Origin of the sequence: Roseixanthobacter pseudopolyaromaticivorans, assembly GCF_043195145.2 — a bacterium.
Lineage (GTDB): Bacteria > Pseudomonadota > Alphaproteobacteria > Rhizobiales > Xanthobacteraceae > NCEH01.
On sequence record NZ_CM195539.1, the window covers coordinates 2583048 to 2605704 of the forward strand.

Annotated in this window: 21 protein-coding genes; 12 read left to right on the forward strand and 9 right to left on the reverse strand. The window is 63.3% G+C overall.

The window, feature by feature from the left end; translation table 11 throughout:
• Positions 1–33: 33 nt before the first annotated feature.
• Entirely contained in the window at positions 34–729 is a 696-nt protein-coding gene (locus V5F68_RS12445; protein ID WP_394015023.1) for a DUF1013 domain-containing protein, read from the reverse strand.
• A 252-nt stretch (positions 730–981) separates the two neighbouring features.
• Between V5F68_RS12445 and ispH the strand changes: the two genes are divergently transcribed.
• The 3 genes from ispH to rnhA are packed head-to-tail and all read left to right on the forward strand — an operon-like array spanning position 982 to position 3377.
• Positions 982–1944: a 4-hydroxy-3-methylbut-2-enyl diphosphate reductase gene (ispH, locus tag V5F68_RS12450; RefSeq protein ID WP_394015024.1), complete on the forward strand. Its 963-nt coding sequence runs from the start codon at positions 982–984 to the stop codon at positions 1942–1944.
• 3 nt (positions 1945–1947) lie between these two features.
• Positions 1948–2913: a homoserine kinase gene (locus V5F68_RS12455; protein WP_394015025.1), complete on the forward strand. Its 966-nt coding sequence runs from the start codon at positions 1948–1950 to the stop codon at positions 2911–2913.
• Positions 2910–3377: a ribonuclease HI gene (gene rnhA / locus V5F68_RS12460; protein ID WP_394015026.1), complete on the forward strand. Its 468-nt coding sequence runs from the start codon at positions 2910–2912 to the stop codon at positions 3375–3377. The genes V5F68_RS12455 and rnhA overlap by 4 nt, the downstream gene beginning before the upstream one ends.
• A 17-nt stretch (positions 3378–3394) precedes the next feature.
• Here the strand turns inward: rnhA and V5F68_RS12465 are convergent, their stop codons facing one another.
• Positions 3395–3745, reverse strand: coding sequence for an ArsC family reductase (locus V5F68_RS12465; RefSeq protein ID WP_394015027.1), 351 nt, complete (start codon positions 3743–3745; stop codon positions 3395–3397).
• A gap of 299 nt (positions 3746–4044) precedes the next feature.
• Here V5F68_RS12465 and V5F68_RS12470 point away from each other — a divergent pair, with 299 nt between their 5' ends.
• From V5F68_RS12470 to V5F68_RS12480, 3 genes are all read left to right on the forward strand, one after another.
• Positions 4045–4845: a GntR family transcriptional regulator gene (locus V5F68_RS12470; RefSeq protein ID WP_394015028.1), complete on the forward strand. Its 801-nt coding sequence runs from the start codon at positions 4045–4047 to the stop codon at positions 4843–4845.
• A gap of 154 nt (positions 4846–4999) precedes the next feature.
• The gene (locus tag V5F68_RS12475; protein ID WP_394015177.1) at positions 5000–6190 is read left to right on the forward strand and encodes a CaiB/BaiF CoA transferase family protein; all 1191 of its coding nucleotides are present in this window, start codon (positions 5000–5002) and stop codon (positions 6188–6190) included.
• Positions 6187–6996 carry an enoyl-CoA hydratase/isomerase family protein gene (locus V5F68_RS12480; RefSeq protein ID WP_394015029.1) on the forward strand — a complete coding sequence of 270 codons (810 nt, stop codon included), beginning with the start codon at positions 6187–6189 and terminating at the stop codon, positions 6994–6996. The genes V5F68_RS12475 and V5F68_RS12480 overlap by 4 nt, the downstream gene beginning before the upstream one ends.
• Before the next feature lie 77 nt (positions 6997–7073).
• Here the strand turns inward: V5F68_RS12480 and V5F68_RS12485 are convergent, their stop codons facing one another.
• Positions 7074–8186 carry a linear amide C-N hydrolase gene (locus tag V5F68_RS12485; RefSeq protein ID WP_394015030.1) on the reverse strand — a complete coding sequence of 371 codons (1113 nt, stop codon included), beginning with the start codon at positions 8184–8186 and terminating at the stop codon, positions 7074–7076.
• 597 nt (positions 8187–8783) lie between these two features.
• On the opposite strand from V5F68_RS12485, the gene V5F68_RS12490 reads away from it, so the two are divergent.
• Positions 8784–9266: a Ros/MucR family transcriptional regulator gene (locus V5F68_RS12490; protein ID WP_394015031.1), complete on the forward strand. Its 483-nt coding sequence runs from the start codon at positions 8784–8786 to the stop codon at positions 9264–9266.
• 827 nt (positions 9267–10093) lie between these two features.
• Here the strand turns inward: V5F68_RS12490 and V5F68_RS12495 are convergent.
• Together V5F68_RS12495 and trxB are read right to left on the reverse strand one after the other, a co-directional pair.
• A complete protein-coding gene (locus V5F68_RS12495; RefSeq protein WP_348844797.1) occupies positions 10094–10984 on the reverse strand; it encodes a LysR family transcriptional regulator in 891 nt (296 codons plus the stop codon).
• Between the two features lie 18 nt (positions 10985–11002).
• Entirely contained in the window at positions 11003–11977 is a 975-nt protein-coding gene (trxB, locus tag V5F68_RS12500; protein WP_394015032.1) for a thioredoxin-disulfide reductase, read from the reverse strand.
• Between the two features lie 248 nt (positions 11978–12225).
• Between trxB and V5F68_RS12505 the strand changes: the two genes are divergently transcribed.
• Positions 12226–12708, forward strand: coding sequence for an Lrp/AsnC family transcriptional regulator (locus V5F68_RS12505; protein WP_348844795.1), 483 nt, complete (start codon positions 12226–12228; stop codon positions 12706–12708).
• A gap of 173 nt (positions 12709–12881) precedes the next feature.
• Here the strand turns inward: V5F68_RS12505 and greA are convergent, their stop codons facing one another.
• The 3 genes from greA to V5F68_RS12520 all read right to left on the reverse strand — a co-directional run bounded on the left by greA (position 12882) and on the right by V5F68_RS12520 (position 18042).
• The gene (gene greA / locus V5F68_RS12510) at positions 12882–13355 is read right to left on the reverse strand and encodes a transcription elongation factor GreA (RefSeq protein WP_348844794.1); all 474 of its coding nucleotides are present in this window, start codon (positions 13353–13355) and stop codon (positions 12882–12884) included.
• Positions 13356–13548: 193 nt separating this feature from the next.
• Positions 13549–16911: a carbamoyl-phosphate synthase large subunit gene (gene carB, locus V5F68_RS12515; protein ID WP_394015033.1), complete on the reverse strand. Its 3363-nt coding sequence runs from the start codon at positions 16909–16911 to the stop codon at positions 13549–13551.
• Positions 16912–17199: 288 nt separating this feature from the next.
• Entirely contained in the window at positions 17200–18042 is an 843-nt protein-coding gene (locus tag V5F68_RS12520) for a hypothetical protein (RefSeq protein WP_394015034.1), read from the reverse strand.
• A gap of 372 nt (positions 18043–18414) precedes the next feature.
• Between V5F68_RS12520 and V5F68_RS12525 the strand changes: the two genes are divergently transcribed.
• The gene (locus tag V5F68_RS12525) at positions 18415–18885 is read left to right on the forward strand and encodes a GtrA family protein (protein WP_394015035.1); all 471 of its coding nucleotides are present in this window, start codon (positions 18415–18417) and stop codon (positions 18883–18885) included.
• Between the two features lie 7 nt (positions 18886–18892).
• Here the strand turns inward: V5F68_RS12525 and V5F68_RS12530 are convergent, their stop codons facing one another.
• The gene (locus V5F68_RS12530) at positions 18893–19579 is read right to left on the reverse strand and encodes a class I SAM-dependent methyltransferase (RefSeq protein WP_394015036.1); all 687 of its coding nucleotides are present in this window, start codon (positions 19577–19579) and stop codon (positions 18893–18895) included.
• A gap of 296 nt (positions 19580–19875) precedes the next feature.
• Between V5F68_RS12530 and V5F68_RS12535 the strand changes: the two genes are divergently transcribed.
• Genes V5F68_RS12535 through V5F68_RS12545 form a run of 3 tightly spaced genes read left to right on the forward strand, consistent with a single transcriptional unit; the run spans position 19876 to position 22519 of the window.
• Positions 19876–20658, forward strand: coding sequence for an ABC transporter ATP-binding protein (locus V5F68_RS12535; RefSeq protein WP_394015037.1), 783 nt, complete (start codon positions 19876–19878; stop codon positions 20656–20658).
• The gene (locus V5F68_RS12540) at positions 20655–21509 is read left to right on the forward strand and encodes an ABC transporter permease (protein WP_394015038.1); all 855 of its coding nucleotides are present in this window, start codon (positions 20655–20657) and stop codon (positions 21507–21509) included. The genes V5F68_RS12535 and V5F68_RS12540 overlap by 4 nt, the downstream gene beginning before the upstream one ends.
• 26 nt (positions 21510–21535) lie before the next feature.
• Complete coding sequence (locus V5F68_RS12545; protein WP_394015039.1) at positions 21536–22519, forward strand: ABC transporter substrate-binding protein; 984 nt, start codon at positions 21536–21538, stop codon at positions 22517–22519.
• The last annotated feature ends 138 nt before the right edge of the window (positions 22520–22657 follow it).

A 22657-nucleotide genomic window follows, 5' to 3' on the forward strand; every position in this document is an offset into this window, starting at 1 on the left:
CGCCGGTGCGCGGCGCGCTCCGCTCGCCCTTTGTCACTCGCCCTTCTTGGAACCGCCGAGCTTGGCGAACACGGTCTCCAGGTCCAGCGATTCCCGACGGCCGCTCGGGGCGTGGTCGGTATCGTGGTCCTCGTGACGGGTCGTGACGTCTGCGGGCAGAAGGGTCGCGCCCTTGTCCTCGCCGGCGGGAGTCGCCGGACGGTCCTTGGCGGCGCGCTGCACTTCCATATCGAGATCGATCTGACTGCACAGGCCGAGGGTCACCGGATCCATCGGCGTCAGGGCCGCGGAATTCCAGTGGGTGCGATCCTTGATCTGCTGGATCGTCGCCTTGGTGGTGCCGACGAGACGGATGATCTGCGCGTCCTTCAATTCGGCATGGTTGCGGATCAGCCACAGGATCGCATTCGGGCGATCGTGGCGGCGCGACACCGGCGTGTAGCGCGGCCCCTTGCGGCGCTTCTGCTCCGGCAGGCGGACCTTGGATTCCTGCAACTTCAACCGGCGGCTCTCGTTCTTCTCGGCAAGGTCGATCTCCTCGCGCGTGAGCTGGCCGTTGGAGATGGGATCGAGCCCCTTAATTCCCTGCGCGACTTCGCCGTCGGCGATTCCCTTCACCTCGAGCGGGTGAAGTTTGCAAAAATCGCCGATCTGCTCGAACGTGAGCGCGGTATTTTCCACCAGCCAAACGGCCGTCGCTTTCGGCATCAGCGGGGTGTTGGGTGACATGGGCTGCCTCTGAAGCTTCTCTTGGTGGACATTCGCGATACCTGGAGCGCAAATCTGCGCGAGGTCGCTCCGGGTGGGGAGCGAGCCGCGGATGTCTCACGATGTCCGGGATGCCCATAACATAAGCGCCTGTTCGTTCTTATGCAAATGCTCCCCCGCGATGGCACGCGAATCGCGCCCCGGAGCTGCGCCGCTTGACAGGCGGGGTGCTGGCGAGGCTTTTCAGCATCTGAACCCTGGAACACATGAATCATGGTTGAAAAGCCTCCGCTCCGTGTCCTGCTCTGCGCCCCGCGCGGCTTCTGCGCAGGCGTCGTGCGTGCCATCGATGCGGTGGAACGGGCGCTGGAGATCCATGGCGCGCCGGTCTATGTGCGGCACGAAATCGTGCACAATAAGTATGTGGTGGAAGGGCTTAAGAACAAGGGCGCGATCTTCGTGCGCGAGTTGGACGAGATCCCGCCCACCAGCGCGCCGGTGATCTTCTCCGCCCACGGGGTCGCGAAATCGGTGCCGGAGAATGCGGCCGCGCGCAATTTCTTCTCCATCGACGCCACCTGCCCGCTGGTTACCAAGGTGCATCGCGAGGCACAGGTGCATCACAAGAAGGGCCGGGACATTCTGCTTATCGGCCACAAGGGTCACCCGGAAGTGGTTGGCACCATGGGGCAGTTCGAGCCCGGCGTCGTCACGCTGATCGAAACCGCCGAGGATGCGCGCCGCTTCGCGCCGCGCGACCCGGAGAATCTCGCCTATGTGACGCAGACCACCCTTTCCATCGACGACACGGCCGAGATCGTCTCCATCCTGACGGGGCGCTTCCCCGCGATGGTCGCCCCCCACAAGGAAGACATCTGCTACGCCACCACCAACCGCCAGGAAGCGGTGAAGAAGGTGGCGCACAAGGTGGATGCCATGGTGGTGGTCGGCGCACCGAATTCCTCCAATTCCCAGCGCCTGCGCGAGACAGCGGAGCGGGAGGGGTGCGACCTTGCCGTGCTGGTGCAACGCGCGGCGGAGATCGATTGGCCGCGCTTTGCAGGCATCACCAGCCTCGGCGTGACGGCCGGCGCCTCGGCCCCCGAGGTCTTGGTGGAGGAAATCCTCGATGCGTTCGCGGAGCGTTACACATTGCATGTCGAGACCGTGACATCCGCCCAGGAAGACGTGTTCTTTCCCCTGCCCCGCGCCCTGCGCCCCGACGCGGCGGAATAGAGCGTGGCTGTTTATACTGACGTCTCGGCCACGAGCCTCGCCGAATTCCTTGAGCGCTACGACATCGGCACGCTGGAATCGTTCCACGGCATCGCTGAAGGCGTGGAGAACTCCAACTTTCTCCTGCAAACCAGCCGCGGCACCTTCATTCTCACCTTATATGAGAAGCGGGTAGACCCCGCGGACCTGCCGTTCTTCATCGGCCTGATGCAGCATCTCGCCGCGCGCGGCCTGTCCTGTCCCGAGCCGGTGGCCGGACGCGACGGCGCCATGCTCGGCGAACTGGCCGGCCGACCAGCGGCGATCGTCACCTTCCTGCGCGGGGTTTCCGTGCGCCGTCCGACCGCCGCTCACTGCGGCCAATTGGGCGAGGCGCTGGCGACGCTGCATCTTGCCGGCGCGGATTTCGCGCTGAAGCGGCCGAACGCGCTTTCCGTCGCCGGCTGGCGCCCGCTATTCGAAGCCGCGCGCGAACGAGCCGACGAGGTCGTGCCAGGCCTGGCCGAAACCATCGCCGCCGAGCTGGCCGAGCTGGAGAGCGCATGGCCGCGCGGCCTGCCGGCCGGCGTCATCCATGCCGATCTGTTTCCGGACAACGCCTTTTTCCTCGACGATCGGCTCTCCGGTATCATCGATTTCTATTTCGCCTGCACCGATCTTTATGCCTACGACGTGGCGGTGTGCCTGAACGCCTGGTGCTTCGAGCAGGATGGCGCCTTCAACGCAACCAAGGGCCGGGCGCTTCTGGCCGGCTATCAGGCGGTACGCGAGCTGACCGCCGGCGAGGTGGAGGCCCTGCCCCGCCTCGCGCGCGGTGCGGCCTTGCGCTTTCTGCTGACGCGTCTAGTGGACTGGCTGAACGTGCCCGAGGGCGCCCTGGTGCGCCCAAAGGACCCGCTGGAATATCTGCGCAAGCTGCGCTTCCATCGCGCCGTGCACACCGCGCGCGACTATGGACTGGCCGTATGAGCGCCCGCATCGAAATCTGGACCGACGGCGCCTGCTCCGGCAATCCCGGCCCCGGTGGTTGGGGGGCGGTTCTGCGCTCCGGGCCGCACGAGAAGGAACTCTCCGGCGGCGAGGCGCACACCACCAACAACCGCATGGAGCTGATGGCCGCCATCAGCGCGCTGGAAGCGCTGAAGAAGCCGAGCGCGGTGGATATTCACACCGACAGCGAATATCTGCGCAACGGCGTGACCAAATGGGTCGCCGGCTGGCGCCGCAACGGCTGGCGCACCGCCGACAAGAAGCCGGTGAAGAACCAGGATCTCTGGGAGCGCCTCGACGCCGCTTTGGGCCGCCACGAGATCGCGTGGCATTGGGTCAAGGGCCACGCGGGCAACGAGCTGAACGAGCGCGCGGACCAGCTCGCCCGCGACGGCATGGCGCCGTTCAAAGCCGGCGGGTTGGCGCGGGTCGAGGTGGGTTAGCCTCGGGCCCGGCTAATTCATCCAAGCGCGGCGGCGTATTCCCCGTCCTTGAACCCGACGATCAGCCGGCCGCCGAGGTCCAGCACCGGACGCTTGATCATGGAGGGCTGCGCCAGCATCAGGGCGATCGCCTTGGCTTCGTCGAGCCCCTCCTTCTCAGGATCGGGAAGTTTTCTAAAGGTGGTGCCGGCGCGATTCAGCAGCACCTGCCAGCCGAGCGCATGGACCCAGGATTCCAACTGGTCACGGCCGATGCCCTGGGTTTTGTAATCGTGAAAATCGTAAGCGATCCCATGGGCATCGAGCCAGGCGCGCGCCTTTTTCATGGTGTCGCAATTCTTGATGCCATAGATCGTCGCCGTCGCCATGGGCCTGCCCCGCTGCTGCTCGGTGTGCGCTATAGCATTTCGGACCGCCTGCCCGCATCGGGCCCGTTTGCCGTGCGGCCACCCTTCCCTGCCGAGCCCTTCCATGCGGGGAGCGAGACGGAAATTAATTAAATCGCATTTTTAATTATTGATGTGGAATTTTAAAACCCCTACCCTTTTTACGAGGCGTGGTTCGGGCACGTGCGGCGCGAAGCGCGCGAACGCAGCGGGCGTCGTGTGTTGGAAAATCCGTGCTACCAAATGGATGTCTGCCCCACCGAACGCCGGATAGGCCTGTCATGACCAGCCCCGGGCATATCGTCCGCCACTCGCTGCACGAAACCCTCGTGGCGCCTCTGCGCGACATGATCCTGGAAGGCGCATTGCGGCCCGGCGAGAAAGTACCGGAGGAGCAACTATGTGCGCATTTCGGCGTCTCCCGCACGCCCATACGCGAGGCGCTGAAAGTGCTCGCGGCGGAAGGGGTGCTGCAGATCCTGCCCCATCGTGGCGCCATCGTCGCGCGCATCACCGAGGAACAGGTGGAGGAACTCTTCCCCATCATGGCGTCGCTTGAAGCGCTGGCCGGCACGCTCGCCTGCCGCAATGCCACCGATGCGCAGATCGCCAAGGTGCGGGCGCTGCATGATCAGATGATGGCCTATTACAAGGCCGGCGACGAGCCCGCCTATCTCAAGCAAAATCGCCTGATCCACGACGCCACGTTCGAGCTGGCGGGCAATGCCACGCTCGCGTCTTTCTATCATCAGGTGCTGACCCGCATTCATGCGTGCCGCTTCGTCATGCGCAAAAGCCCCGCGCATTGGCAGCAGGCGGTGGCGGAGCATGAACGGATGATCGCAGCGCTGGAAGCGCGCGATGGGCAGCGCCTATCCAAATTGCTGGAAGACCACGTGACCGGCACCACCGTCGGCATCGCGCGCGAATTCATCGCCCGGGCCATCGCCGCGGAGAACGCTGCGCGCAGCGAAGCAGCCGGCGGCGGAAACGCGACAGGACGCGCCGGGGCGCTTCCAGACACCGCACGCCCCATCCCCGCCCGGCGCGCGGGCCGCCCGCGGAAAGTCCCCGCCGAATAGGACGAGGCACGGCGCACCATCACTTTTCACCGCAGCACTGTAATTATTGATTAGACTTCGGGAGACCCCCATCGTGAACGCATCCCAACGACCCACCCCCACGCGGGACACCGCGGAGCGGCCCGCAGCGGAGGGACAGACGACACGCCGCCCCCTGCCGCTGCAAGGCGTGCGCGTGCTCGACGTCAGCCAGGTCATGGCGGGCCCTTATGCCAGCATGCTGCTGGGCGATCTCGGTGCCGATGTCATCAAGGTGGAACCGCCCGGCACAGGGGACCAGACCCGCAGCGCCATGGGCTTCAAGATGAAGGGGCCCGACAGCATGGGCTTCCTCAACATGAACCGGAACAAACGCTCCATCGCCCTCAATCTGAAGAGCGATGCCGGCCGCGAACTGTTCTACAAACTGGTCGAGACCGCCGACATTCTCATCGAAAATTATCGTCCCGGCGTGATGAAGAAGCTCAAGTGCGATTATGAAAGCCTGAAGGCGATCAATCCGCGCTTGGTCTATGCCTCCATCTCCGGCTTCGGCCAGACCGGTCCCTGGGCGATGCGGCCGGGCTTCGACCTGATGGCGCAGGCCATGTCGGGCGTGATGAGCGTCACCGGCCATCCCGGCGGCCCGCCGGTGAAGGCGGGCGTTCCGGTGGCCGACATCGGCTGCGGCCTGTTTGCGGTCTATGCGGTGCTCGGCGCCTATATCGGCTGCACCCATACGGGCGAAGGGCAATATATTGACGCATCCCTGTTCGAGGCGGCGCTTGCTTTCTCGGTGTGGGACACCAGCGAATATTGGGGTACCGGCAAGGAGCCCACGCCGCTCGGCACCGCCAACCGCATGAGCGCGCCTTATCAGGCGGTGCGGTCCAAGGACGGCTATTTCGTCATGGGCGCCACCAACCAGAAGCTCTACCGCGCCCTGTGCGAAAATCTCGGCCGGCCCGAATTGATCGACGATCCGCGGTTCCACGACATTTCAGCCCGCTTGGCCAATCGCGAGGCGCTGATCGAGGAACTGGAGAAAGTGTTTGTTACACGCACGTCCGAAGACTGGGTGGAGAGCCTGCTCGCCGTCGGCATCCCCGCCGGCCCCATGTATTCCTATCCCCAGGCCTTCGAGAGCACGCACGGCCAGCACCGCAACATGCGCATGGAAGTGCCGCACCCCATCGAGGGGACGGTGCCCAATATCGGCTTTGCGGTGAAGCTCCAGGGCACGCCCCAGCAGGTGCGGCTGCATCCCCCACTGCTTGGTGAGCACACTGAGGCTATTCTCGGCGAATTGGGCGTCGTCGGTGAAGCGGTGGACGCCCTGCGCACGGGAGGAGCCTTCGAGCCATGAACGACACCCTGGCCACTGCGGCCCCACGCACAGCCGATGCCGGCACCGTGCGGCTGGCCATCGACGGTCCAATCGCCCGTCTGACCTTCGAGCGGCCTCATGCGCACAATGCCATGACCTGGCAGATGTATGAGGAATTGGCCCAGGCCTGCGCCCTGCTCGCCACCAAGGCCGATAACGTGCGCGTGGCCGTGCTGCGCGGCGCCGGGGGCAAGGCCTTCGTGGCTGGCACCGCCATCGATCAGTTCCGCGCCTTCGTCGACGGCGAAGACGGCATCGCCTATGAGGCGAAGATGGAGGGGTTCATCGGCGCGCTGGAGCGCCTGCCCATGCCCACCATCGCCGTCGTTGAAGGGCTTGCGGTGGGCGGCGGCATGGTGATTTCCAACGTCTGCGATTTCCGCGTGGCGACACCTGGCGCGCGGTTCGGCATACCCATCGCGCGGACGCTCGGAAACTGCCTTTCAGCGGCAAACCTGCGCCGCCTCACCCAGACCCTGGGGCTGCCCACCGTGAAGCGCATGCTGCTTTCGGCCGAACTGATGCCGGCGGAAAGCCTGCCCACCGGCTATGTGAGCGTGGTCGCGCCCGAGGCACTCGACGCGTATATGGACGAGATGTGCACGCGCATCGCATCCCAGGCGCCGGTCACCATGCGCGTGACCAAGGAAGCCCTGCGCCGCCTTGGCGACGATCTCAGCCCCGAGGACGGGGATCTGGTGCGCGCGGCCTATGGAAGCCATGATTTCCATGAGGGCGTGGACGCCTTCACTTCCAAGCGCCCCCCACTCTGGCGCGGCGTATAGCGCCGCACCTTTTTCTGAAGCCGAAACACCGAAAGTGCCCGGCACATCGCCGGGCACTTTTTTTTGAAAACATCCGCTCAGCGCAGGACGTCCAGCGTGGTTGCCGGGGTTTCGATGGAGAACATCTTTATCGCCTTGGCATCAAGATCGGCCTTGGTCAGGTCGAGCACCTGGGTCTGGCTGTTCTGGTAGGTACGCAGGTAGAAGCGCTTCGTCTTCAGATCAGACACGGCGCTCCATTCCGTGGTCTCGAGGCCGGCAACGCCGCCGCCCGCCTGGCTGTCAGCCGCGGTCCGCACGACGCCCGGCGCGATGTCGAAGGTATTCAGCAGATGGAAAGCAAGATCCACGGCATCCGAACTCTTGGCGAGCGGAGGTGCGGCGCGGGTATATTGGAACGCCCGCACGAAGCGCGAGGGTGACGACACATCACCCGGCAGGCCAACAGCACCCGAGCCCGTGCTCGGCGGCGCGATCGTGAGCCCGCCGATGGCGATCGGCTTTGGATCATAAGCGGAAAGGTTCAGATAATTGCCGAGATTGGAGATGTGCCATTCGAAGTTCGGCGCATTGGTGAGCACGCCGGTCGGGTTGTCGTGCATGTGGAGCGCGCCGCCGATATATTCGATCACAAGGCTTTTCCCACCGGCGTCGTGCAGCGTCACATGCAGCGGCGCCGGCATTTTCAGCACCGATTGCAGGGCTTTGTTGACCTTGATCTTGGGCAGCCCAGCCTTGACTTCTTCCACCGTGGCAAAGTTGGTCAGCAGATAGAGCAGCAGTTCGTAGGACGCGATCGAGTTCTTGGCATCGGCCGGCGCAACCTCCTGATAATCGGCAAGCCCCGGCAGATATAGCATGCCGCCGGCAAGACCCACTTCGTTGAGGCCGTCCACCAGCACCGGCAAGCCGAGCCCATTGAGGCCGACCGCACCGTATTTCGTGGTCCACGGTAGGCCCGCATTGGCGGTCCCGTCCGGCGCGGTTCCGGCAAGGGCGAGCTTGCGCGGCACCACCGTGAATTGTGACTGCATGGGCAGGCCGAATTCCATCGTGCGTCCATAGACGAAGCCGCCGTCATTTGAATGCAGCAGGAAAGAGGTGCAGGCATTCGCCTGCTGCACTGGCAACGCAACAGCCGTCATCATCGCAAAAGCAGCGGCAGTCGATCGGGCGAAGCGTGAAAGCATGAGGAGAGCCCCCTTGGCGCGGTCGGTTCACCGCAATCGAAGCATAGGCTTGTCAGCTGCACCTGCCCAGGGTCCGAAGAACCCTGTTGCTGCCGAAGTGAACCAATTCTTTGCGCAGCCCCCAACCTCAGCAATCTTCGGAAATAGGCGGATCAGTGATTCTTTTTTCAGCGTGGAGACGGCTTCACATTTACGTTTGATCAATCGTGTTGGTACAGAAATCCCGCAGAATTCGAATAAGGAGCCACCCGAAGACTAGGATTCTTACGGTAGTCTGGCACCCATTTTTGCGATAACTTGCCGCTGGGCAAGAGGTCGGGAGCCGATGGCGCTTTCAGCCCGATCCAGATGCGGAAATATCGATGGCATAAAGGGTTGCGGCGGGACCGCCGAAAGCGAAAACACCAAGATGACCTCACGCCAAGTCCCAGGATCCGGATCCTCAACCTGCGTCTTCGCGGTACCTCCGGGGCGGCTTCTCTTTTGGGTGGCACGCATAAATCCCGCGTTACCATTTTAACGCGAAATTCGACGAAGACTTGCGGTTGTCAATGAGATGAGGCAATAAAGCATCACTCAAGAACAAGGACGACTTCATTGACCGACGAATCCAACTCCGCCTTGAATGCAATATATGTGGAGCTCGCTGCAGAGATCGTGGCGGCCTACGTCAGCAATAATTCGGTGGCGGCGAGCGAGATCGCGAGCCTGATCGAAACCGTCCACACCTCCATCTCTAACCTCACGCAGACCGCCAAGGAACCCGAGGTGGTGCCGCTGACTCCCGCCGTCAGCGTGCGTAAATCGGTGACCCCCGATTACATCATTTGCCTGGAAGACGGAAAGCAGTTCAAGTCGCTGAAGCGCCATCTGCGCACGCGTTACGACCTGACTCCCGAAGAGTACCGCGCGAAATGGGGCCTGCCGAGCGACTATCCCATGGTTGCTCCGAACTATGCTGCCGCCCGCTCTGAATTGGCGAAGGCCTCCGGCCTCGGCCAGTTGCGCAAGACCGCCGCTGCCGCGCCCGTGGCTGCCAAGCCCGCCGCGAAGCGTCGCGCGCCTGCCAAGAAGAGCTGAAGTCTTCTTATTCCAAAAAGACGGCGCGGGCCTCACGGCCCGCGCCGTCTTTTATTTGTCAGGTGCGATGCCCGCAAGTCGAACGCAGGATTTCGCGCGAAGGCTTTCTCTATACCAAATCCAGATTCAGCGGCGCTATGTCGACCCCGTCGCCCGTGCACCGCTGCGCAGGCGTCCCGGACCGGCCTCAGGCAATGGACCCGCTCCGCCCCCGCTAACCTTCGATCCTCAGGATAATTTCCGGGTCTGCACGGGGTCGTCGCGCACGGGCGCGGGATCATCCAATGGCTCAGGCTCGGGGAAAGGGTCGCGCCGTGGCTCGCGACTCGGATCATCGTCCGGCAGGGGCGGCAGATCGGGGCCAGGATCGGGCACGTCGTCCGGATCGCCGATCGGATCGATGGGTGGCACGGGCGACCCAGGCGGCCGGATCGGATCTGGATTGCCGGGAAACGGACCTGCGTATTGGCCGGAGCCGCGCGGTGGGTGTGGCCCGCGCTCCAGGGATTGCATGGAATATCCTTCCGCGTGTTGAACGGAAGAAACCCTCGCCACACAAATGCAGTTCCCTTGCGCGTCGGCGCGGCACAAAGGACCCCTGAAAAGAAAAGTGCCGGACCTCGTGAGAGGCCCGGCAAGTATCGCCGCAGAGCGGCGAACCTTCCAGAGGGGAACAGCTGCTGCACCGCACAGGATGCAAGCAGTGCAACGTCAAAGTGCCCCTTCCTTGGGCAATTTGCAATGCAAAATGATCGCATGTCAGGCATGTGCCTAACGCTGGGCTAAAGCGCGCCCAAGCCACGTGCACAGGCCCCAAACGTCACAAATCAGTAATTCCAGCGCTGCGCCTTTGAGATCAAGAAGTCGCGAAACACCTGGATGCGAGCCACCGAGCGCATTTCCTGCGCATAGGTGAAATAAGCCTCAAGTTGAGGCGTTTCCCGGTCAGTGAACAATTGTACCAGCGTGGTGGCGTCGTCGGAGAGATAGTCCGGCAATGTTCCGATGCCCACGCCGCGCTCCACGGCCCGCTTCAGCCCCAGCACGCTGTTGACCTCGAACGCCGGCACACGCGGGGCCCCACCCTCGCGCCCGGCATGTTCCAGCCAGTTCAAGCCCTGGAAATAGCTCGGAATCGGGCCCCCGAGCAGAAGGATGCGGTGCTTGTCCAACTCGTCCAGCGTGCGCGGATGGCCATGGCGCTTGAGATAATCCGCCGAGGCATAAGCGTGAAAATGCACGGTGAAGAGTTTGCGCTGCACCAGATCCGGCTGCACCGGCTGGCGCATGCGAATGGCGACATCCGCCTCGCGCATGGCGAGATCCAGTTCCTCGTCGGTGAGAATGAGCTGGATGCGGATATCGGGGTACAGATCGACGAATTCGCCCACCCGCGCGGTCAGCCAATGGGTGCCGAGGCCCACGGTGGTTGTCACCCGCAGGTCGCCGTTCGGCTTTTCCCGGCTGTCGGTGAGCTGGGCGCGCGCCGATTCCAGCTTCAGGAATACCTCGTGCGCCGTGCGATAGAGCAGTTCGCCCTGCTCTGTAAGGATGAGGCCGCGCGCATGGCGGTGAAACAGGGGCACTTTCAGCTCCTGCTCCAGAGCCGACACCTGCCGGCTCACGGCGGATTGGGACAGACCGAGGGTCTCACCGGCATGGGTGAAGGAGCCCGCTTCGGCAGCGACGTGGAAAACCTTAAGCTTGTCCCAGTCCATGCTTGCGCCCTTACGCTGCTACTCTGCCGCCGCCGAGACCTCGTTGAGCGCAAGGAAGCGCTCCGCTTCCAGGGCTGCCATGCAGCCACGCCCGGCGGCCGTCACCGCCTGGCGATAAACATCGTCGGCGACATCGCCCGCGGCATAAACGCCGGGCACCGAAGTCGCCGTGGAATCCGGAGCGGTCCACACATAGCCGCTCTCCTTAAGTTTCACCTGCCCCTCGACGAGGCTGGTCGCCGGCGCATGGCCGATGGCGATAAACACGCCGTCGGTGCGCAGCTCGGCGACCTTGCCGGTGTGCACGTCGCGCAATTTCACCGCCGTGACGCGCGAGGGATCCTCTTGGCCGACGATCTCCTCGAGCGCGGCGTTCCACACCACGTTCACCTTGGGATGGGCGAACAGGCGATCCTGAAGGATGCGCTCCGCCCGCAGCCGGTCGCGGCGATGCACCAGTGTGACCTTGGAGGCGAAATTGGTGAGGAAGAGCGCCTCTTCCACCGCGGTATTGCCGCCGCCCACCACCACGACTTCCTTGCCGCGATAGAAGAAGCCGTCGCAGGTGGCACAGGCGGAAACGCCGAGACCGCGATAGGTCTCCTCGGAGGCGATGCCAAGCCAGCGCGCCTGGGCACCGGTAGCGAGAATCACCGTCTCGGCCACATAGACCGCGCCCGCTTCCGTCACGAGGCGGAACGGGCGGTGCGACAGATCGAGGCTGGAGACGTGGTCGGAGACGATTCGGGTGCCCACATGCTCGGCCTGGGCGCGCATCTGCTCCATCAGCCAGGGGCCCTGGATGACGTCGGCGAAGCCCGGATAATTCTCGACGTCAGTGGTGATGGTGAGCTGCCCGCCCGGCTGAATGCCTTCGATGAGCACGGGTTCCAGCATGGCGCGCGCGGCGTAGATGGCAGCGGTATATCCAGCCGGGCCGGAACCGATGATGACGACCTTCACATGCTGGGCGGATGCGTGATGGGCAGGCATGACAACCTCGAACCAGGAGCAGTCCCTCCGCTTGCGAGGGCTGCAAGGGCCAAGACCGCCTCTTCCTGCGCCTTCCGTGGCGCGAGCTATGCGTGAATGTAAGGACAGCCGCGCTGTCCCACAAGGCGCTGCCTGCACTCGAATAGGGTTCAGGGTCGATGTCCCCAGCCGACTGGCGAAATATTATTTCGTTGCGTGGCGACGCGGCTTCACTAAGGTGCGGCGCACATGCCCTAAGGAGTGATCCCTTGACCTCTCATCTCGACGCCGTGGACTGGAAAATCCTGGCCGAGCTGCAACGAGACGGGCGCATGACCAACGTGGAGCTGTCCCGCCGCGTGGGGATTTCCGCCCCGCCGTGCCTGCGCCGCGTGCGCGGCCTGGAGGAAGAGGGCATCATCCAGGGCTACCGTGCGCTGTTGGACGAAAAGCGCCTCGGCTATGATCTGATGGGGTTTGCCATGGTGCATCTCATCAGCCAGGCGGAGGTGGATCTTTCCGCATTCCAGGACCGAATCGACAATTGGCCGCTGGTGCGCGGCGCCTGGATGCTCTCGGGCGACGTGGATTTTCTGATGCTGTGCGTCGCCCCGGACCTGCGCACGTTCCAGAATTTCGTGCTCGAGATTACCGCGGCGCCGAACGTGCGCAACGTGAAGACCGCGCTGACCCTGAAGCAGGCGAAGAACGCACCCATCGTGCCGCTGGAAACGATCGAGATGCCGGAATGACGCCACTCCGGTTCTGAGAGCCGGGCGCCTGCCTTAGGCTTGGTCCCAGCCCCTCCCGCCCAAGCGGGAGAGGAACAGGCCATGCTAAGAACTTTGTCGCCCAGAAGGGAAAGCCCTCTCCCGCTTGCGAGTGAGGGCTTGAAGGGCCTTCGCCACTTCGACGCGGATGCCGCTCAGATCCAGCGCACCGAGACGATTTCGAACGAGCGGGCCCCCTTAGGCGTCACGACTTCGACCGAAGCACCCTTTTGCTTACCGATGAGCGCGCGTGCCACGGGCGAGGAAATGGAAATGCGGCCGGCCTTGGCGTCGGCTTCATTATCGCCGACGATCTGCCAGACCTTTTCTTCTTCCGTATCCTCGTCGACCAGGGTCACGGTCGCACCGAATTTCACCGTCTCGCCGGAGAGCTTGGAGACGTCGATGATGTCGGCGCGAGAGATTTTGTCCTCCAGCTCCGCGATCCGTCCCTCGTTGAGGGATTGCTGCTCTTTCGCCGCGTGATATTCGGCATTTTCCGAAAGGTCGCCGTGGGCGCGCGCTTCGGAAATCGCTGCGATAATCCTCGGACGCTCCACCTGCTGACGGTTGCGCAATTCAACTTCCATGGCGGCAAAGCCAGCCTGGGTCATGGGAATCTTGTCCATGGGTCCTTCGTAGAACCTCCTAGAAACGGAGCGACGCATTGGTCGCCCGCCGGTGGGGATGTCCCCATCCGGCGCTGAATATGATACCGCAAGCGCGCGACGAACACCGTCTCGGTTTACGGCGCGCTCTCAAGCAGTCACGCCAATCGCGCGCGCGGGCCTTTTGTCCCGCACGTTCGAAAGGGCTGAGCCCTCAGGATACGAACGCTTTGTCCGCGTCCTTAGATGCACCGACGCCGAAATAGCTTTGCAACGCACGCACCTCGAGATCGCCGCCCACATAGGCCTTGACCCCCTGCGCCGCTGCAACGGCTCCTGATAGCGTGGTGTAATACGGCACTTTGTGCAAGAGGGCCGACCGGCGCAACGAACGGCTGTCCGCCAGCGCCTGCGCACCCTCCGTGGTGTTGAACACCAATTGCACCTCGCCGTTCTTGATGGCGTCCACGATATGCGGGCGGCCCTCAAGCACCTTGTTGATCTTGCCAGCGATAATGCCGTGCTCTTCCAGATAGCGCTGGGTGCCCGAGGTCGCGATGACCCGGAAGCCCAGATCCTGCAGAAGCTTCACGGTGGGAAGAATACGTTCCTTGTCGCTCTCCTTCACGGAGACGAACACCGTGCCCGCCTTCGGCACCTTCGTGCCGCCGCCGATCTGGCTCTTGGCGAAGGCGACCCCATAATCGGTGTCGAGGCCCATCACCTCGCCGGTGGAGCGCATCTCCGGGCCCAGCACCGTGTCGACGCCGGGGAAGCGCGCGAAGGGGAAGACCGCTTCCTTGACCGCGATGTGATTCACATTCTGCTTCACCAGGTCGAAGCTCGACAGCTTCTCTCCGGCCATCACGCGCGCAGCGATCTTGGCGATCGGAACGCCGATCACCTTGGCGACGAAGGGCACCGTGCGCGAGGCGCGCGGATTGACTTCGAGCACGTAAATGTCTTCGCCCTTCAGGGCGTACTGCACGTTCATCAGCCCGACCACACCGAGCGCCAGCGCCAGGGCGGAGGTCTCCTCCTCCAGGCGCTTGATCATCTCCTGCGACAGGGAATGGGGCGGAAGCGAGCACGCACTGTCGCCGGAATGAATGCCGGCTTCCTCGATATGCTCCATGATGCCGGCCACGAACACCGCCTTGCCGTCGCACAGCGCATCCACGTCCACCTCGATGGCGTCCGAGAGATAGCGGTCGAACAGCAGCGGGTTCTTGCCCAGCACCGTGTTGATCTGCCCGGTCTTGTCGTTCGGGTAACGCGCCTTCACATCCTGCGGCACGAGGCCGGGAAGGGTCTCCAGCAGATAGTCGCCGAGCTGGCCTTCCTCGCGGATGATCTGCATCGCCCGCCCGCCGAGCACATAGGACGGCCGCACCACCAGCGGGAAGCCGAGCTGGGCCGCGACGATGCGGGCCTGTTCCACCGAATAGGCGATGCCGTTGTCCGGCTGGCGCAGCTTGAGCTGGTTCAGCAGGCGCTTGAAGCGGTCGCGGTCCTCGGCAAGATCGATAGCGTCGGGCGAGGTGCCGAGGATCGGCACGTTCGCCTGTTCCAGCGCGTGGGCGAGCTTCAGCGGCGTCTGGCCGCCGAACTGCACGATCACGCCCACCAGGGTGCCGGCGGTGCGCTCGCGCTCGATGAGTTCCAGCACGTCCTCAGCGGTCAGCGGCTCGAAATAGAGCCGGTCCGAGGTGTCGTAATCGGTGGAGACGGTCTCGGGATTGCAATTGACCATGATGGCTTCATAGCCGGCTTCCTTCAGGGCGAAGGCGGCATGGCAGCAGCAATAGTCGAATTCGATCCCTTGCCCGATGCGGTTGGGACCACCGCCCAGGATGACCACCTTTCGGGCCTCGGAGGGGCGTGCCTCGTCGGCGGGCGCCGCGCCGAAGGGGCGCTCGTAGGTGGAATACATATAGGCGGTGGGCGAAGCGAATTCCGCCGCGCAGGTGTCGATGCGCTTGTAGACCGGGCGCACGTCCAGCGCCTGACGGCGCGCACGCACATCCCCTTCCCCGATGCCGGCGAGGCTTGCCAGCCGGGCGTCGGAGAAGCCCATGCTCTTCAGCCCGCGCAACGCGCCGGGGGTGGTGGGCAGGCCGAACTGGCGGACCTTGTTCTCGGCTTCCACGATGCCGCGGATCTCGGCCAGGAACCAGGGATCGATCTTGCAGGCGGAATGGATCTGGTCGTCGCTCATGCCGAGCCGCATGGCCTGGGCCACATAGAGCAGGCGCTCCGGCGTCGGCGTGCCCAGAGCGGCGCGCACGGCATTCTTGTCGTCGCCATGACCAAGCCCGCCAATCTCGATCTCGTCGAGGCCGGTGAGGCCGGTCTCCAGCGAGCGCAAGGCCTTCTGCAGGCTTTCCTGGAAGGTGCGGCCGATGGCCATGGCCTCGCCTACCGACTTCATGGAGGTGGTCAGCGTGGTGTCGGCGCCGGGGAACTTCTCGAACGCAAAGCGCGGAATCTTGGTGACGACGTAGTCGATGGTCGGCTCGAACGAGGCCGGGGTCGCGCCGCCGGTGATGTCGTTCTCGATCTCGTCCAGCGTGTAGCCCACCGCAAGGCGCGCGGCGACCTTGGCGATGGGGAAGCCGGTGGCCTTGGAGGCCAGCGCCGAGGACCGCGACACGCGCGGGTTCATCTCGATCACGATCATCCGGCCGGTCTGCGGGTCGATCGCGAATTGAACGTTCGAGCCGCCGGTCTCCACGCCGATCTCGCGCAGCACCGCAAGCGATGCGTCGCGCATGATCTGGTATTCCTTGTCGGTAAGCGTCAGCGCCGGCGCCACGGTGATGGAATCGCCGGTGTGCACGCCCATCGGATCGATGTTCTCGATGGAGCAGATGATGATGCAATTGTCCGCCTTGTCGCGGACAACCTCCATCTCATATTCCTTCCAGCCGAGGACGCTCTCTTCGATGAGCACCTCGCTGGTGGGCGAAGCATCGATGCCGCGCTCCACGATCTCGATGAATTCCGCCTTGTTGTAGGCGATGCCGCCGCCGGTGCCGCCCATGGTGAAGGAGGGGCGAATGATGGCCGGCAGGCCGACGATATCGAGCGCGTCCAACGCCTGGGCCAGGGTCTTGATCTGGCGCGAGGTGGGGGTGTCGAGGCCGATCTTGGTCATGGCCTCGCGGAACAGCTCGCGGTCCTCGGCCTTGTCGATGGCCTCGGCCGTGGCGCCGATCATTTCCACATCGAACTTCTCGAGCGTGCCCATGCGCTTGAGGGACAGGGCGCAATTCAGCGCCGTCTGGCCGCCCATGGTGGGCAGGAGCGCGAATCCGCCCGGGCGGACATAGCGCTCCTTCTCGATGATCTTGGCGACGATCTCCGGCGTGATCGGTTCGATATAGGTGGCGTCCGCCATGTCCGGATCGGTCATGATGGTCGCCGGATTGGAGTTCACCAGGACGACCCGGTAGCCCTCTTCCTTCAGCGCCTTGCAGGCCTGGGTGCCGGAATAATCGAACTCGCAGGCCTGACCGATGACGATGGGGCCGGCGCCGATGATCAGGATGGTGGAAATATCTGTGCGTTTCGGCATCTGATCCTGTGCGGCTCGCGCATTTTACCGGGCGCGCAAAAAAGGACGCGTTGGTAACGCGTCCTGGGTACACCCGGATCAGTTTGTTGGCGGTGATTTTCCCGCAATTAGGGGCTTCCCTTAAACCAGTTTCGTGCAAGGGGGAAGGGCGCGCACGTGCAAACCCCGCGCCGGAGCGCGATAACGCCCCGCCTTCCACAGCGCACCCAGGCTCGCACCCGCTGCCCCCGGCGCCTGGGTATGCCGGCAGCGGGGTCAGCGCGATCAGATCAGGGGGCCAGAGGTGGTTCAGAGCTTGGGCGCACTGCCCGTTTTGGCCTTGGTCTTCTTGTCCAGCTCGCCGAGCAGGAAGGCATCGGTGGCAACACTGCCCTGCCAATCGCGTTCATTATCGAAGGCAATGAATGTCACCTGGGAGATAAGGTCGTCGCGCGCGCCGGGCTGGACCACAATCTTGAGACCGGCCGTGCAGCCCTTGTGCCCTGGCAAACGCGGCTGCCTCAGCTGGTAGGTACCTGGATCCTGGAACATCTCGGCGCAATTCGCGGGCGTCCCAGGTTGATAGCGCATACTGTCCATCTGCTGCCTGGTCAGCGCGATTCTTTTTCCGTCAAACCAGATATAATAAATCTCATTGAGATAAGGCTTATATTTTAAAGTTTCCTTACCATATTTCGAAAGCAACGCCGCCTGCAATTCGATAAAACTACCTTGATTTTGCGCACCAGAATAAACAATTCTGCGTTCAATTTTTGTTGCACGCTCTGTCAGAGCATTTGTTGAAAAAAACACATAATAATACTCCATAGACCCGTCTGGATTATTCAACTCTTGGGACATGGAGGTTGTGTAGGTAAAGGCGATCGTGTTGCCTCGATCATCCCGCAACCCGAGGGTGCCGCGCTTTACTTCCGGCTCGCGGGATGGATTGATCGCCTTAAGCGCGGTGAGCGTTTCTGGAACGGTAGCGCCCAGCGCGACCCCGCGAATATCCCAGACCCCATCAGCTGGGAGCGTCGCTGCCGGTGGCAGGTCCTTGATGACCGGAAACTCCGCCACATCCTGCGCGAATGCGTTACCGGCTAACAAAAACATCGAGAGCAAAAGTAAGGGGCCGCGAAATTTGCTCATGTCATTTTTCTTCAGTAAATAATCTCACAAAAAGCATCACACATGACGCAACTGGATGTCGACACTGTTTTCGTGACATTCGCAGCGGAGCGCGGGGGCAATACGCCGCACTTTGCAGAGGGGGCGAGCATAGTGAGCTTATGTTGTGCCTAAGCACTTGGATCTTTGAAATAAATCGATCTGCCATCGCAAACCGCGAGGCAACTCAATCCGCAGTCAGCGCCGGGCACGCACAAAAAGCCGGTGCACCGCTCCCAGGCAGGAAAATCGCCTCACATCACTGCAGATGCGGCTCAGGGCGTTGAATTATCTCTTCCCGACGCGCTATTGGGCTTCGTTAGACCATATTTGGACGCGACGGAAGACGCCTCCATGGCCCCACGCTCCGGAGTCCGCAGTCTCGTGCCCCTCCCCTTCGGCCATATATTATCGCAATACCGCCCCCTGCTGATCCAGCTTGCGACCTTTCTCGGCGTGGGGTTCACCGCGCTGTTCTTTCACTTCCTGGTTCTGAGCGCGCTGGTGGAATGGGAGGTGGTGGGCCCGGTCTCCGCCTCGCTGGTGGGATTCGTAGTGGGCAGCTGCGTGACCTATACCCTCAACAGCCGCTTCACCTTCAAGTCCACGCGCTCCCATGCCGGTGCCATGCCGCGCTATTTCGCGGTCGCGGGTGTGGCCTTCGTACTGAACGGAGTGCTGATGGACGTGTTCGTCCACCGCCTCGGCGTCTTCTATCTGCTGGCGCAGTTTCTCACGAGCGCGCTGGTGCTGTGCTGGACCTTCACCGGCTACCGGGTTTGGGCATTCGCCGAGAAGCGGCCGCGGCGGCACGAGACGCCCTGATTCTCCGTCAGCGCGTCGCGAGGAACGCCATGCGCGCCTGATTGTGCCCCACGTTCGGCCGATGGCGCTCGGCGCGGAAACCGGCCGTTCTCAGCAGGGCGAGCACATCGGCTTCCTCATAAGTGGCGAGCCCGAGATCGGCCCGCAGCTTGCGATAGGGCGAAACCGCCGTACGGGCGAGCCCCAAGACCGCCGCGAAGAAGAAACCGTCGCGCGCGGCAAAAGACAGGAGCGCTGCCGCATCGCGCGCCGCGCCGACGCCGGGCGGGATCACATCCGCCAGTAGCAGCCGGCCGCTGGGCGCCAGAAGGCGATGAAACAGCTTTAACAGCCCTTCGAGCTGGGCACGAGAGAGATATTGCGCCAGCGAATTGACGACCACGAGGTCGAAGCTGCCGTCGGGTAGCGCCTCCACCTCCTCGATCGAGCGCACGGAGATGGCAGGCTCGGCTGAAAAGCGGGCCTTCAGCTTTTCGCGCACGCTCGGCGCCGCATCGCTCAGGGTGAGATGCGCGCAGATCCGTGCCATCGCCTGTGCCGCAAGCGCCTCGCCGCAGCCATAGTCCAGCACCCGCGCCGTCGGACCAGGCACGAAGCGCGCAAGATCTGCCGCGAGCCGTTCGTAATGAACGCGCTTATGGCGCTCGTTCACATAAATGGCGTTGGCACCGTCCCAGAACGAAACCCAATCCATGCGCCACTCCTACGCCATGTGCTGCCCGCGGGCCTGTCCACGCCAAGCCCCACTGCGATCCGCTTCGCCGGTCATCGTGCCCCGTCGCACCGCAAAATGCACGGCGGGTGGCGTCACGGCGTTGTGATTTTGCATTCATAATGCATGAAAACACGCCAGCTGCCTTAAAGGTGTGCATCCATGGGTGTGCCTATTTATGGGACATCCGCCTCACGAACGCGAACCTCCTTGCGCTGCAACATTTTTTTCGGCTGGCACAGCGGTTGCCTATGGACTGGCGGCAGACAGGAGACGCCATGTCATCACCAAAAGTGCAATTGCGCCTTAACGGCATCCGCAAGAGCTTTCCCGGCAAGCAGGGTCCCACCCAGGTGCTCGACGGATTGACGTTCGACATCCACGAGCGCGATTTCGTTAGCATCATCGGGCCCAGCGGCTGCGGCAAGACCACGGTTTTCAACATCATCGCCGGCCTCGTCGACCCCGACGAAGGAACGCTGATGTATCGTGGGCAGGAAGTGGAGAGCCTCCGCGGGCGGGTCGGCTACATGATGCAGAAGGACCTGCTCTTCCCCTGGCGGACGGTGCTCGACAACGTCCTGCTCGGGCTGGAGACCAAGGGCGTGGACCCGCGCCAGGCCATGGATACGGCGCGCGAATATCTCTCAACCTTCGGCCTGTCGGGCTTTGAGAATGCCTATCCCAAGATGCTCTCGGGCGGCATGCGCCAGCGCGTGGCGCTGATCCGCACCCTGGTGCTCGATCCCGATATCCTGCTGCTGGACGAGCCGTTCTCCGCGCTGGACTACCAGACCCGCCTCTATCTGGAAGGCATCCTGATGGAAGCGGTGGAGACTTTCCACAAGACCGTGATCCTCGTCACCCATGACATCGACGAGGCGGTCGCGCTCTCCAAGCGCGTGGTGGTGCTCAGCCAACGCCCGGCTCGGGTGAAGGCGGTGCACGATATCGCGCTGAACGAGCATTCCCCCATCGCCGCGCGCAGCGACCCCCGCTTCTCCAGCTATTTCCACACGCTGTGCGCGGAACTCGACATCCAGACCAGGGCGAGCGCATGACTGAGATGGCTCAACTCGCAAAAACCAGCGTCCGCAGGCACCTACGTGCCAGCAAGCGGCGCAATGTCTTCGATTCCACGGTCGGTCGCAGCGTGCTGCAGATCCTCGCGGTTGTCGGCTTCTTCCTACTATGGGAGTTGGCCGTTCGCATGGGATGGCTCAACGCCTTCCTGGTCGGCCAACCGAGCGGCATCCTGCACGGGCTCGTGGTCATGATCATGGACGGCTCGCTGTTCGTGGATACCGGCTACACCGTGTTCGAGGCAATCCTCGGCTTTGCCTTCGGCACCGTGATCGGCTCCTTCATCGGCCTGACGCTCTGGTATTCTGCCTTCGTCGCCCGCCTGGTGGAGCCGTTCATTGCTGCCATCAATTCGGTGCCGAAGATCGCCCTGGCGCCGATCATCATCCTGTGGTTCGGCACCGGGCTCACTTCCAAGGTGGCGCTCGCCATCTCGCTCACCTCGATCGTCGCGCTCATCACCGCCTACCAGGCGGCGAAGGATGCGGACAAGGATCTGCAAGCGCTGCTATTCTCCATGGGCGCCAACAAGCACCAGATCTTCAAGCGGGTGATCGCGCCGTCCACGCTTCCGGCGATCATCGCCACCTTCCGCATCAATATCGGCTTCGCGCTGGTGGGTGCTGTGGTGGGCGAATTCATCTCCTCCCAGCATGGCCTCGGCCATGTGATCTACGTCGCCTCGAGCCTCTACGACCTCAATACGGTCTGGGCGGGTCTGTTCACGCTGATGTTGGTCGGCTTCATCTTCTACCACATGGTCGAGATCACCGAGCATCACCTGCTTCCCTGGAAGCAGCAGATCGGCGGCACCCAGATCAACGTTTGACCTCTTGTTTCCGGAGATATGTTCCCATGACGTTCTTGCCAAAACTGGGCGCCTTTTCCCTCGCCCTGGCACTTTCCTCCGCCGCGCTCACCCCGGCCTCGGCGGTGGAGATGAAGAAGGCGACCATCTCGCAGGCCTTCCAGTCGATGCTGTATCTGCCGCTCTATGTGGCGATGGACGAAGGCTTCTTTGAAAAGCAGGGCCTCGACCTCACCAAGGAAAGCGCCGGCTCCGGCTCCGTCGCCCTCTCCGCGGTGATCTCGAAGAGCGCGCAATTCTCCCTGCACGGCCCGGAATGGACGGCCATCGCCGCTTCCAAGGGCGCCCCGGTGAACACCATCGCCAATGTGGTGAACGGCGCCGCCGTGTGGATCGCCGCCACGCCCGACTTCAAGTTCGACAGCGTCAAGGACCTGAAGGGCCAGAAGATCGTCACCGGCCTGATGCCCACCACCAGCACCTCGCTGTTCATCAAGCTGCTGAAGGAAAACGGCATGGATGCCAACAAGGACGTGGAGATGATCCAGGTCCCGCTCGGCACCGAGCCCGGCCCGTTCGTCGCCGGCCAGGCCAAGGTCGCGGTCATGTACGAGCCCGGCCTCGACCAGGTGGTGGCCAAGGGCATGAAGGTCGTGCTCGGCTTTCCCAAGCTCTATGGCCCCTATGCCTTCTCCACCATCACCGCCCGCGCCGACGTGGACCCCGATCTCGCCCAGCGCCTGACCAACGGCCTGGAGATGGCCGTGCGCTTCATGCACAAGAACGAGGCCCGCACCATCGAGATCGCGCAGAAGGAATTCCCGAAGCTCGATCCTGACGTGGTCGCCGCCGCCACCAAGCGCATGCTCGCCGACAACGTCTATCCGACCAGCGTGGATATCACGCCGGCCGCGCTGACGCTCGCGCTCGACACGCAGATCGCGCTCGGCAACCTCTCCGCTCAGCCGGACTACAAGACCTTCGTGCCGCGCACCTACATCGACAAGGCCATGTCCATGCCGACGAACTGACGCGCGGACTTACGCGCGTCACGGGGCTCCGGCGGGCCTCACCCGACCTTGCCGGAGCCCCACCCATCACCTGTCCACGCGCGGGCGGTCTTTGCGGGCATTGTGCGCCCCCGACCGGCGCCCGGCCGATGCCGGGCC